Genomic DNA, 12,674 nt, shown 5'->3' with positions numbered 1-12,674 from the left:
CTCTCCTGCCCCTTATGGGGAAGGGTTTGGGAGGGTTCTCTCTTCAAGCTTGCTTCAGCATCCGCGGCAAAGATCCGCGCTGCTGCCGCCACCTCCATCTTCAAGTCGGGGAGATGGCGTGGCGAGTCTCTGTACCTTCCTTCCGCCATCCCGGACTGGGCCCGGCCTGACGGAGTGATGGAGAGCCGCCCTCGCCTCAAGCGATCAGCGCCAGAGCGCGCACCGGCGAGCCGGTGCCCTTGACGAATTTCAGCGGCGCAGCAATCAGGATAGCGCCCTTGGGCGGCAGCTGGTCGAGGTTCGACAGGCTGGCGAGGCCGTATTTATTGGCTTTGTGCATGAGGTTATGCGCCGGGAAGGGCGGGTTCATGCCGCCGGCCATGCCGGCATCGGTTCCGATCGTTTCCTGGCCCCAGCCGATAATGCCCTTGGAAAGGAGATATTCGATCGCTTCTGCCGTCGGTCCGGGCGTATGCGGTCCGGTTTCGTCTGCGTTGAGGAAGGTCTCGGAGGAACCGTTGCGCTTGTACCAGTCGGTGCGCATCAAAACCCAGGTGCCGGCGGCGATCTCTCCATGCTCCGCCTCCCATTCCTGGATGCTTTCGACGGTCAGCAGATAGTCATTATTCTCCGCAGCTTCCTTCGAACGATCGATCACATTCACCGGAGCGACAAAATTCTGCGGCGGGATCGTATCCGTCGTGTTGCCCGGATGATCCTTGCCGGTGATCCAGTGACAGGGCGCGTCGAAATGCGTACCCGTATGTTCACCGAGCTCCAGCCAGTTCCAGGCCCAGAACGGTCCATTCTCATCATAGGCAGAGATTTCATGAACCTTGACGCTCGGCGTGTTCTTGCCGAACTGCGGCGGGAGATAAAGGACCGGCGTATCCGGGCCGAGCGGCGCGGTGAGATCGACGACCTTGACCGTGCCGGTCAGAAGACTGGCGGCGAGTTGAGAGAGTGTGTTTGTATCCGACATGATGTTCCCCTTATTGACGGATGCGCACCCGGCCGACGCCCGCCCGGGCCCTGCATTGTGGCGACGCTAGATCAGAATATATGTCAATGCAAGTAAGTTTGCGAAGCGCTTTAGGTCCTCCCGAAGTCGACATCCTGAGGCCCCCGCCACACAGTGCTTGCGGCAAACCGGAGGTTTATAGCGCCGATCCCCGCACGCCAAACTATTTTAATATTGAGACATTTTCCGGAAAATGTATGCATACAGAAATATATCCGCAAACCGGGAAGCGACATGTCTGATTTCGATGCGGTCATCCTGGGCGCAGGCCACAACGGTCTGGCCGCTGCTGTTCATCTGGCGTCCAAGGGCTGGAAAATCGCCGTCGTGGAGGCCAAGTCCTCGGCTGGCGGGGCGGTCAAGACACAGGAACTGATCGAACCAGGCTTCCGTCATGACCTTGCCGCGATGAACCTTTCGATGTTTGCCGGCTCCGCGTTCCACCATCTTTATGCCGGAGAGCTTGCAGCGCACGGACTGAGATTCATCCGTGCGACCAGGTGCTTCGCCAGTGTCTTTCCGGACGGCTCCCATCTCGGCATCGGTACGAATGCGGCGGAAAACACAGCGGCGATCGCCGCACTGTCGCCGAAGGACGCCGAACGCTTCGCCGCCATGTCCAACGAATTCGGTTCGATTGCTCCGCATCTCTTTAGCCTGCTCGGCGCGCCCATGCCGTCGACGCAAAGCGCCAAGACGGTGTGGAGGGCATGGCGGGCGGGCAGCATGCCATTGCTGACCGATCTACTGCGGCTCCTGTTATCCTCGCCGCGCGGCTTCCTCGACCGGCATTTCCGCGATGAGAAGCTGAAGGCGATGATTGCCGCCTGGGGGCTTCACCTCGATCTGCCGCCGGACGCGGCCGGCGGCGCACTGTTTTCCTATCTTGAGACCATGACCAATCAAGCCTTCGGTATGGTCATCGGTGCGGGTGGGGCGGATGTCATCATCAAGGCGATGACCGGCCTCCTTCGAGCCAAGGGTGGGGAGCTCTTCCTTAACTCTCCGGTTGCCTCCGTCGATATCGTCAACGGTCGCGCCCGGACGGTGACGCTCGCCGATGGTCGCAAGCTGACGGCGAAGCGCGCCGTCATCTCCAATATCCATCCGAAGCTTCTCTTCAACGGCATGGTGCCGCAGAGCACCCTGCCCCGCCGCTTCGTCGAGGGTCTCACCACCTATCGCGCCGGGCCCGGCGCCATGATGATCCATCTGACCCTGGATGATCTGCCCGACTGGTCCGCCTCGCCCTCGCTGAAATCCTACGCCTATGTTCACATCGCGCCGACCCTTGCGATGATGACACGCGTCTATGGCGAGGCGGTGTCCGGCCTCCTGCCGCGCGAACCCGTCCTGGTTGTCGGTCAGCCGACAGCACTTGACCCCTCGCGCGCGCCGGAGGGCAAGCACGTGCTCTGGATTCAGGTCCGTGTGCTCCCCGCCGAGATCAGGGGCGATGCGGCGGGCGAGATTGAGGCGACCGACTGGGCTTCGGTGAAGGACGCCTATGCCGAGCGTGTTCTGTCTATCATCGAAACCCAGGCGCCGGGGCTGCGCACTCGCATTCGCGGTAGAGCCGTCTGGTCGCCGCTCGACCTGCAGACAGAAAACCCAAACCTCATCGGCGGCGACAGCCTCTCAGGGTCGCATCATCTCGACCAAAATTTCCTCTTCCGTCCAGTCGCGGGCTTCTCCCGGTACAAAAGCCCTATCGACGGCCTTTATATGTGCGGTGCTGCGACTTGGCCCGGCGCGGGCACGGGAGCGGGGTCCGGCTTCATGCTGGCAAAGATGCTTGCCGGATAAGAAGCGGAGAGGGCGATATCGGCGACAACAAAGACGGGCCTGTAGCAAATTTTCGTGGTTAACTGTTGGTTTCCGCGCGGAACTGAGCCGGTTTTTCACCGAAAAGTGAGCCACCTGCCTTGTCGCAAACCTTTCATTAGGCTGAGACTAGCCCGCGACCGAAGGCATTTTCACGCTTTGTTAACTTTTTGAAGTCCGAAGAGCCGTGCGAGCAGACAATTCTGATCGTTGACGGCCCAGCCGCCGGCGAAACCAAAGCCCTTCTTCAGCCACAACATCGCCTCGAATCCAGCAATCGTTCGGCGCGCGGTGTTGAGTGATTGGAAGCCGCCGATCTTTGGCATGTTCTTCTTGACCCGGAAGTGGTCGCTCTCGATTCCTTGCTGGAGGTGCTTAGTGACATAATGTAGAGGGTTTCAATGCAGGAGCCCGTCATCGACGGCCGTCTTGATCGTTGTGGGGAAGGTGTTGGCGCCATCGGTACCGATCTTCCCCGGCGATAGCAGCGGCTCATCCTTGAGCTTCTTACGGAAGAAGCGCTTAGCGGTGAGCAAAAAGCCGTGCTTATCGACGGCGCGGTACAGGTATCGCCACTTGCCCCGGATCTTGACTTAGGTCTCGTAATCCTGACTGAGCCACAACGCGTGCGCTGAAACTGGCGCAGCCGTTTCTCAATGACCGGCGCATAGGCTAGGACCCAGCGATTGATCGTGCTGTGGTCCACTTCGAAGCCGCGTTCCTGAAACATTTCTTCCAAGTCTCGGTAGCTGAGCAGATAGCGTAGGTACCAGGTCACTGCCTGCACTATCGGCCATGCCTCGAAATGCCGACCTTTGAAGTCGTCCTTTGATTGCCGCTTCAGCTTTTCGGCGATGGCGTCCAAAAGTATGGTTACGCTCCGCTACATTGGGAGCGGCAATTTCTCTGCTGGCGGTCAACAGACCGGTAACCAAGAAAATTTGCGACAGGCCCCTTTGCTGCCTTTGCCAGTCAGGGCGGCACTGTGGCGAAACGCGACGCCCTGCAGGGTCTGACGACCCGTTGGGGGGTTGCCTTTCGCGCTCAATCCGGATGTCCCCGCATGGCTGGCGCACCCTCTTTGGCGCCCAGATCTGGACCTGGGGGCCATCGTCGTCACTGACGCTCCAGCCGGATTTTCAGGATGCCTCGAATTTGATCCGAAAGACCTGCCTGTATTGGTGAGGGGAATAGATCGCGACAGTGCCGTCTACATTCCAGCCTCTGGGACGAGTGACAGTTTGCGGATCTGGGTTGCCGGGAGGTCACCGCCCGCCAGACTGGCTGTCATGCTGCCGATGGACCCTGACCTCGAGCTTCGTCTGCACAGCCTGCGACGGATGCACCGATGGCTGACACACAAGCAGGCGGGTCCAGCCATGCGCCAGCAACAGATTTCAGTATTTCATCGCCATCGCTTCATTCTGATGCTGAGGATCCTGGACGGGCTTCGTGACGGTGCATCAAGGCGCGAGATCGCCAGTGTCCTCTTTGGTCGGGACTTTCGGACCATCTCCGCCGTCGACTGGCAAAATACCTCTGCGCGTCGGCACCTTGCTCGTCTTATCGCTGAGGGCAGGGACTATGTCGGCGGTGGCTACCGTCGCATCTTGAGGGGGGCCTAACCAAGGGACAGCTTTTCCGGAACGCCGCTCATCAGCGCACCAGTTTCGCCTGACTGGTGAGGCCGGCATTCGATCGCCGGAGACAGGTTGCGTGATGGCGAATTCTGTCACACCGGCGAGCCGCAGTTTCTTTCGCCATTGTCGCTTTCGATCGCCGTCGAGACCTTTCAGCCGGCAGTCTTCTCAGCGCAGGGCGACGACCATCCGGTCAACGGCCGTCTTCAGACGCTCCGTATCGCGAAAAACGCAGAGACGGATGAAGCCGGTCGAAGAGTCGCCGAACAGATGCCCCGGGGCAAGTCCGACCCGGGCCGATTCAAGGATCATCGAGCAGGCTTCGCGCGCATCGGGCACGCCGGCGAGCCCGAAGAAGGCATACATGCCGCCCTGTGGTTTTTCCGGAAGCATGATCGAGTTGATCTGGGCGAGACCATCATAGACGATATCGAGGCCGGTCTTGATCCGCTGCCGGATGTCAGCGACCAGCGGTTCGCCCTGCTCGAGCGCAGCAACCGCACCCGCCTGGATCACCGCCGGCGTGCCGCTGTTGATATACTGGGTCATGGCCGCCACCTGGTCTGCGACGCTGTTCGGATGTGTCAGCCATCCGACGCGCCATCCGGTCATTGCCCAGGCCTTGGAGAAGCTGTTGATGGTCATGACGCGATCCTCGTCCTCGGCGATCGCCAGCATCGAAGGCGCGACATCGCCATCGAAGTAGATCCGTCCGTAGACCTCGTCGGAGATGATCCAGATGCCGGTGCGGCGGCTGAACTCCAGCAGTGCCGCCATTTCGTCTGCGCTTGCGGTCCAGCCGGTCGGATTGGCCGGCGTGGAGAGGAAGATTGCCCGTGTGCGGGCATCGCAGGCGGCGAACAGCCGATCGAGATCAAGCCTCCAGCCCTTGTCGAATTGAAGCGCGACCGCACGGGGTTCGGCGCCCAGAAGATGAATGGCGTTGTGGATGTTGGGCCATTGCGGGGCCACGTAAACCACATTGGTACCCATCTCGGCGATCAGCGCCAGCGCGATGTAGAGGGCCTGCATTCCGCCGGGTGAGACCGTCGAGCGGGTCAGGCCGATCGGTTTGCCATAGAGGCGGGACTGGTAGTCGGAGAGGGCAGTCTGCAGACGACTGGCACCGCGCATGTCCGGCACATAGAACGTCTCGCCGTCGTCCAGCGCCTTTTTAGCGGCATCACGGATGAAGGAGGGCGTCACCATGTCACCTTCACCATACCAGAGCGCGATGACGTCATCGAGCTTGCTGGCCCTGGTGGCCATCGCCGCGATGTTTTCCGTATGCAGATCCTTGACCTGATCGCGGATGCCGCTGAAGGCCGTCAGCGCCTGATGCCTTGCGGCGATTTTGTTGTCCATCAAAGACATTTTCGTTTCCATCGTTTATCGGCTCCCGGTCGCGAGGGCCGTGATTAGGCGTCTGGTTGTCCCAGATCGTGATAGAGGCCTGCCATGATCGCGAGCCCCTCGCGGATGATGCTCACCGGCAAGTGTTCGTTGGCGGCATGTTGCAGGCAGCCCGGGTAGGAATGCGGTATCCACACCGTCGGCAGTCCCAACCCATCCGAGAAGATGTTGTTGGGCAATGAGCCTCCCAGATTCGGCAGGATCGCCGGAGGGCGACCCGTAGTCGCCTCGATCGAGGCCGCGACGCGCTTAACCCACGGGTCGTCAGGATCCAGTCGGCTGGCGGGAAAGATCGCATCGGAGGGATCGGTGACTGTGACGCGGTCATAGCCAGCTTCCTTCAGAACGCGCCTCACGGCCGGAACGACGGCCATATAGTCGACCTGAACCGGAAACCGCAGCTGCATGCGTGCACGTGCCCGCGGCGGAATGGCATAGAGCGGCTGCGCCAGGTTGCCGCATTCCATCTCCATGACTTCGAACGACGACCAGGCAAACACCTTTTCTTCTGCCGACAGGCCCGGTTCGCCCCACCACTCCTCGATGGCCGGATCTCCAACATCCGGTTCGATGTGGCAGTGGGCGAGTGCGGTCCGCACGTTTTCCGGAATGTGGCCCGGTGTCATTTCCGGTACCTTGATCCGGCCGGTGCGGCTGACGAGTTCGGTGATCGCGTGGCAGAGTTCGATGCCCGGATTGGCCAGCAATCCGCCCCAATTGCCGGAGTGCTGGAAGTCTTCGCGGGCATTCACCTCCATATGAAACGACAGCCCGCCGCGCGCGCCAAGAAAGATCGTTGGCTGGTGCAGCGCCAGCCGCGGCCCGTCGGAGGCGATCAGCACGTCCGCCTTCAGCAGGTCGCGATGGCGCTGACATATTGTGTCGAGGCCGGGGGAACCGGATTCCTCGCCCATCTCGATCAGGTATTTGAGGTTGAAGCCCAGCTTTCCGCGGGTCGCCAGAACCGCCTCGATCGCAGCCATATTGATCGAGTGCTGGCCCTTGTTGTCGGCGGTGCCGCGTCCGTACCACTTGCTCTCCCGCTCGGTCATGGCGAAGGGCGCAAGCCCCTCTGCCCATTTGCCGTCGAGACCCGCAACGACGTCGCCATGGCCGTATTGCAGAATGGTGAGGAAGGCAGGATCCTCGATCCTCTCGGCCAGCAGGAAGGGGCCGGGCGCGGCGTCGTCCTCAAGCAGACGCGTCGAAAATCCCATCCTGACAAAATGTGGCTGCAGCTCATCCGTCAGATACCGCCAGAGATCCGGCTTGTGTTCGGGGAGACGACTGGCCGAGGGAATGGCAATGCGGCGCCGCATCACGGCCTCGAAGGTCCCGTCATCGAACTGGCCGACAGCTCTGGCGATCGCCTCCTGACGAACTGTGGTCGTCTGGTTCATCGTAGCATCCCTGTTCTGGATCGTGGTCGTGTCAGTCATGGCAGCAGCTTTCGCCGAGACGGTTCAGGAAGACGACGCACTTCCCCAACTGTCCGATCTCTATGCCCTCGTCCGGCTGATGCGCATCGGCGATGTCGCCCGGACCGACGACGAAGGAAGGCGTGCCGGCGAGCTGGAAGATGCCAGCCTCCGTGCCGTAGGAGACGTAGCGGGGCGCTGGCCGGTCGAGAAGGTCGAGCACCTGGCGTGTCAATGCATCCGCCTCCGGCTTGAGGCCCGGAATGCGTGCCTGGACGTCGATCGCGATGCCGCAATCGGGATCGACCGCCTTCATGGCGGGTTCAACCACCTCAGAGGCGTAGCGTCGGATGCGGTCGAGAACGGCGAGATCGTCCTCGCCGGGAATGATCCGCATCTCCCAGAAGAAGTCGCAGGATTCTGCAACGATGTTGCCATGCAGGCCGCCCTTGATCTGGTTCACCTGGATCGTCGAGTAGGGCGGGTCGAGACCCTCGAACTGCGGACCGTTGCGCATGTCGGCACGGATCCGGTTGATCTCGCTGACAAGCTCTGCGGCCGCCATGACCGCATTGACGTAGCGGTCCGGCTGTGACGAATGGCCGGGCTTGCCGCGGACCCTTGCCCAGCCGATCAGGCCGCCCTTGTGCGCGGAAACGAGATCCAGGCTGGTCGCTTCGCCGATGATTGCGAGGCGAGGCGCAAGGCCGCTGGCACCAACCCAGTCGGCCATTGCGCCGACGCCGGTGCAGCCGACCTCCTCATCGTAGGAAAAGGCAAGATGGACCGGTCGCTTCAAGGGACGCGCCGCAATCTCGGGAAGGGCGGAGAGGCAGCAGGCGAGGAAGCCCTTCATGTCGGTGGCGCCACGGCCAATGAGACGAGGGCCTTCCCGACGCAGTGTCCAAGGGTCACCGGTCCAGGCCTGTCCGGCGGTGGGTACGACATCCGTGTGGCCACTGAAGACCACGCCACCCTTCGTTTCTGGGCCGATGGAGACCAGCAGGCTCGCCTTGTCTCCCTCCGCATTCGGAAACCGCCTGATCCGTGCACCGAAGGGGGCGACGGCGGCCTCAAGATGGTCCAGCAGCGCGAGGTTGGAGACTGCGCTCACGGTTGGGAAAGCCACCAGATCGGCAAGATGTCGGGTGACGTCATGTTCTATCGGCATAGCGCCCTCGAGATGGAAGGGATGATTGGATCCTCAGCCGGCATCGGACGGCTCCTGCGCCTTCAGTTCCTCGGCGAAATGGCAGGCCGCGCGCCTGGCAGGCGCTGTGTCGCGCAGCGCCGGTACTTCGGCCGAACAGACATCCCGTGCCATGGTGCAGCGGGGGTGGAAGTGGCAGCCGGAGGGGGGGTGGAGCGGTGAGGGCATCTCGCCCTTGATGGCGGTGAAGATCCTCTTCTTCGGTTCCAGGGTCGGGATCTCCCTGAGGAGCGCCCGAGTATAAGGGTGATGCGGATTGGCAAACAGGGCCTCCGTCTCCGCCAGTTCCACGACGCGGCCAAGATACATGACCGCGATGCGATCGCAGAAGTTTTCGATCATGCCGAGGTCATGGCTGACGAAGATATAGGTGAGATCGAGATCCCGCTTCAGGTCGACGAACAGATTGAGGATCTGCGCCTGGATCGATACGTCCAGCGCCGCGGTCGATTCGTCGCAGACAAGGATGCGTGGCTTGACGGCAAGCGCGCGGGCAATGCCGATGCGGGCACGTTGCCCGCCGGAAAACTGATGCGGATAGAGGTCTCGGCTGGCCGGGTCGAGGCCAACGCGGGCCATGATCTCGCTGACATAGGCGGGCATGTCGCGCGGACGGATGATGCCGTGGACGACCGCGGCCTCGCCGATGATTTCCATCACCCGCTTGCGCGGGTTGAGCGAGGCTGTGGCATCCTGGAAGACCATCTGGATCGAAAGGCTGGCCTTGCGGCGCTCGGGTTCCGTCATGGTGGCGACATCACGGTCCTCAAGCAGGATGCGTCCCTGAGATGGCTGCAATATGCCGGAGATGATGCGGGCCAGCGTCGACTTCCCGCAGCCCGATTCACCGACCAGGCCGATGATCTCGCCCGGACGCACATCCAGATCGATGCCGTCTACCGCGCGCACCAACTGCTCCGAATTCCGGCGCGTCAGCATGTCGGAAATCCGCTGGGCAAAATCCGGCGAGCTGCGGAACTGGCGCGAGACGGCATCGAGTTTGAGGATCGGTTGCATGGTCTCACGCCCCCTGTCTTGGATGATGGCAGCGCATGAAGCGGCCGGATGGATCGTGGAGGAGCGGGGGAAGCGTCGTCGAGCAGATCTCGCTTGATACCGAACAGCGCGGATGGAAGGCGCAGCCTGACGGCATGTTGGCAAGGTTCGGAGTCGACCCGGGGATCTGTGCCAGCGGTTGGCCGCGGCGGTTACGGCTCGGAACCGATGCAATCAGACCGGCCGTATAGTGATGCCGCGGCGCTGTCAGCACCTCGGCAACCGTTCCCGATTCAACGATACGCCCGGCATACATGACCGCGATCCGGTCCGCGAGCCCCGCCACCACGGACAGGTCATGCGTGATCCAGACAAGCGCCGTTCCACTTTCCGCTGCCAGCTTCTGCACCTCACCGAGGATCTGCACCTGGATCGTCACGTCGAGCGCCGTCGTCGGTTCGTCGGCGATCAAGACGGCCGGCCGATGCAGGAGCGCGATGGCGATGGCGACGCGTTGGCGCATGCCGCCGGAGAATTGATGCGGATAGGCTTCTAGACGTGATTCCGGCGAGGGGATGCCAACCGCCCTTAGGGCGTCGATGGCGCGGGCGCGTGCCGCCGAGGCGGAGATCCGCTCGTGCGCGGTGATGGCCTCCATGATCTGCGTATCGATGCGCAGGACCGGATTGAGCGTCGAGATCGGATCCTGGAAGATCATCGCGATGCGGTTTCCGCGCAGGCCGCGCATGTCCCTGTCACTGACGCCGGCGATGTTGCGGCCTTCCAGAACGACGCGTCCTGCCGACACCCGGCCGGGGGCGTCGATCAGCCCCATCGTTGCCAAGCCGGTCACCGATTTACCGGAACCGGATTCGCCGACGACGCCCAGGACCTCGCCGGGATTGACGTGGAAGCTCACATCATTGACGGCGGTGACCGGTCCCTTGCGGGTCTGGAAGGTTACGCTGAGGTTTTCGACCGACAGAGCCGGAGCAACAACCGAATTTGTGACCGCCATCATTGCGTGAACCTCGGATTGAGGACGGCGCGCAGACGGTCACCGACCAGGTTGATGGCGACGACGATGAGCACCAGCGCAATCCCCGGATAGGTGGACATCCAGTACTTGCCAGACAGCAGGAAATCGTAGCCGGTGGCGATCAGCATACCGAGCGATGGCTGGGTTACCGGAACGCCGACGCCGAGGAACGACAGCGTCGATTCCAGCGTGATGGCATGGGCTACCTGCACGGTCGATACGACGATCAGCGGCGGGATGCAGTTGGGCAGCATATGCCGGACGAGAACGCGCCATTGCGGAATCTCGAGACAGCGGGCGGCTGCAATGTAGTCCTTGTTCTTCTCGACCAGCGCCGAACCGCGTACGGTTCTGGCATAATAGGCCCATTGGACGAAGACGAGCGACAGGACGACCTTGTCGAGACCGCGCCCGAAGAGGGTTAGCAGGACAAGAGCGATCAGGATTGACGGGAAGGACAGCTGCAGATCGACGATGCGCATGACGAGCGCATCGAAGCGTCCGCCAATATAGGCCGAGAGCACGCCGATCAGGGCGCCGATCAGGCTGGCGATCACCACGGAAGCGATGCCGACGCCAAGTGAGACGCGCATGCCATACATGATGGCAGACAGCATGTCGCGGCCCTGGTCGTCTGTTCCCAGCCAGGCAGTGAGGCCACCGCCGAGGGTCGACCCGGGCGGCAGCATGTTGTCCATGATGTCCAGTTGCATCAGATCATAGGGATTTTGCGGAGCAATCAACGGGGCGAAGATCGCCGCGAAGGAAAGCGTCAGCAGGATGACGAGGCCAATGACGGCTTCCGGGCTCGATACGAGATCGCGCAACTGCCGCAGCAGCAGCCGTTCGCCTTTGGCGACGGATGGCGCGGGGAGGGGTCGGGTGGTAATGGTTTCGCCCATAACTTACTCGTTTGGTCCGCCAAGCCGGACGCGCGGATCGAGCGCGACATACAGCAGGTCGACAATGAAATTGATGAGGACGAAGATCACCGTCGTGACCATCAGGTAGGCGACGACGACGGGTCTATCGAGCCGGTTGATGGATTCGATCAGCAGCTTGCCCATGCCGGGATAGGCAAACACGGTCTCGATGACGACGGTGAAGGCGATCATAGCGCCGAACTCCATGCCGAGAATGGTGATCACCGGGATCATCATGTTCTTCAGCAGGTGCAGCCAGATGATGCGAAAGCTGCTCAAGCCCTTGGCCCTGGCGAAACGGATGTATTCCTGCGTCACGATTTCGCGAGTCCCAGCCTCGCAGAGGCGAACCACCAGAGACGACTTGTAGAGTGCCAGGGTGAGCGCCGGAAGGATCAGATGCCGCCAGCCTTCCAAAGACGTGATTGACAACTGCATGCCGAGGACTTCGGTGGTGGGACCGCGCCCGCCCGCAGGCAACCAGCCCAGGTAGACGGAAAACAACAGGATCAGCATCATGCCGATCCAGAAATTCGGCAGGGAAAAGCCAAAGATCGAGGTCGACATGATGGCCCGGCCGGCGATCGATTTCGGGCGCAGACCGGCGATCACGCCGAGCGGTACGCCGATCATGACCGAAAAGGTGAGGGCCAGCAGGGCGAGTTCGATGGTTGCCGGCAACCGTTCGCCGATCACGGCCAGTGCAGATTTGCCGTAGACGAATGACGCCCCGAGATCACCCTGCAGGGCATTGCCGAGGAAGGCGGCAAACTGCACCGGCAGAGGCTGATCCAGTCCAAAGCGGGCGGCCAGGGCGTCGCGTTCCGCCTGATCCGCATCGGGGCTGGCAAGCATGTCCACCGGGCTGCCGAGTGCAAAGACCGCGAGGAATACGAGCACGGCCATGGTGAACAGCACCAGGGCAGATTGTCCGAGCCTGCGTAGGAGATAGGCTATCATCAGTTCGACTATCCGGAATAACTGTCGTTGATGGCCCGAAGGCCTGTGTGAGGGCATTGATGACGGCGAGCCTGACGATTGCAGGCTCGCCTTCAGGCGCCCTTATTGCCGCGGCTCAAAGGTAAAGGCCGAGGTTCGTTCATCCATGCGCGGGATGATCTTGATGTCTTTGCGGGCTGCCCAGGTCATGCCCTGGAAGTACAGCGGAACGATTGGCATGTCGTTGATCA

10 protein-coding genes and 1 pseudogene are annotated in these 12,674 nt (G+C 61.7%); 2 read left to right on the top strand and 9 right to left on the bottom strand.

What is annotated here, in order from left to right:
- Positions 1–196 precede the first annotated feature (196 nt).
- Positions 197–982 carry a cyclase family protein gene (locus tag OU993_RS18240; protein ID WP_268159900.1) on the bottom strand — a complete coding sequence of 262 codons (786 nt, stop codon included), beginning with the start codon at positions 980–982 and terminating at the stop codon, positions 197–199.
- Positions 983–1,255: 273 nt separating this feature from the next.
- On the opposite strand from OU993_RS18240, the gene OU993_RS18235 reads away from it, so the two are divergent.
- Positions 1,256–2,827: a phytoene desaturase family protein gene (locus OU993_RS18235; RefSeq protein WP_268159898.1), complete on the top strand. Its 1,572-nt coding sequence runs from the start codon at positions 1,256–1,258 to the stop codon at positions 2,825–2,827.
- 170 nt (positions 2,828–2,997) lie between these two features.
- On the opposite strand, the pseudogene OU993_RS18230 reads toward OU993_RS18235, so the two are convergent.
- Positions 2,998–3,716: pseudogene (locus OU993_RS18230) on the bottom strand (IS6 family transposase).
- A gap of 418 nt (positions 3,717–4,134) precedes the next feature.
- Between OU993_RS18230 and OU993_RS28915 the strand changes: the two are divergent.
- Positions 4,135–4,470: a DUF2285 domain-containing protein gene (locus OU993_RS28915; protein WP_442793007.1), complete on the top strand. Its 336-nt coding sequence runs from the start codon at positions 4,135–4,137 to the stop codon at positions 4,468–4,470.
- A 183-nt stretch (positions 4,471–4,653) separates the two neighbouring features.
- Here OU993_RS28915 and OU993_RS18225 read toward each other — a convergent pair whose 3' ends face one another.
- Genes OU993_RS18225 through OU993_RS18195 form a run of 7 tightly spaced genes read right to left on the bottom strand, consistent with a single transcriptional unit; the run spans position 4,654 to position 12,444 of the window.
- A complete protein-coding gene (locus tag OU993_RS18225; protein ID WP_268159896.1) occupies positions 4,654–5,850 on the bottom strand; it encodes a pyridoxal phosphate-dependent aminotransferase in 1,197 nt (398 codons plus the stop codon).
- Positions 5,851–5,903: 53 nt separating this feature from the next.
- Entirely contained in the window at positions 5,904–7,337 is a 1,434-nt protein-coding gene (locus OU993_RS18220) for a M20 family metallopeptidase (protein WP_442793006.1), read from the bottom strand.
- Positions 7,330–8,487: an acetylornithine deacetylase gene (argE, locus tag OU993_RS18215; protein ID WP_268159894.1), complete on the bottom strand. Its 1,158-nt coding sequence runs from the start codon at positions 8,485–8,487 to the stop codon at positions 7,330–7,332. The genes OU993_RS18220 and argE overlap by 8 nt, the downstream gene beginning before the upstream one ends.
- A 33-nt stretch (positions 8,488–8,520) precedes the next feature.
- On the bottom strand, positions 8,521–9,543 hold the full coding sequence (locus OU993_RS18210) for an ABC transporter ATP-binding protein (RefSeq protein WP_268159892.1): 1,023 nt from the start codon (positions 9,541–9,543) through the stop codon (positions 8,521–8,523).
- Positions 9,544–9,547: 4 nt separating this feature from the next.
- Positions 9,548–10,543, bottom strand: coding sequence for an ABC transporter ATP-binding protein (locus tag OU993_RS18205; protein ID WP_268159890.1), 996 nt, complete (start codon positions 10,541–10,543; stop codon positions 9,548–9,550).
- Positions 10,540–11,463: an ABC transporter permease gene (locus tag OU993_RS18200; RefSeq protein WP_268159889.1), complete on the bottom strand. Its 924-nt coding sequence runs from the start codon at positions 11,461–11,463 to the stop codon at positions 10,540–10,542. Before OU993_RS18200 ends, OU993_RS18205 begins: the two co-directional genes overlap by 4 nt.
- 3 nt (positions 11,464–11,466) lie before the next feature.
- Positions 11,467–12,444, bottom strand: coding sequence for an ABC transporter permease (locus OU993_RS18195; RefSeq protein ID WP_268159887.1), 978 nt, complete (start codon positions 12,442–12,444; stop codon positions 11,467–11,469).
- Positions 12,445–12,674: the final 230 nt, after the last annotated feature.

This window comes from Rhizobium sp. SL86 (assembly GCF_026672545.1).
In the GTDB taxonomy this organism is placed as follows: Bacteria; Pseudomonadota; Alphaproteobacteria; order Rhizobiales; family Rhizobiaceae; genus Neorhizobium.
This window is presented reverse-complemented; position numbering and strand designations above follow the sequence as displayed.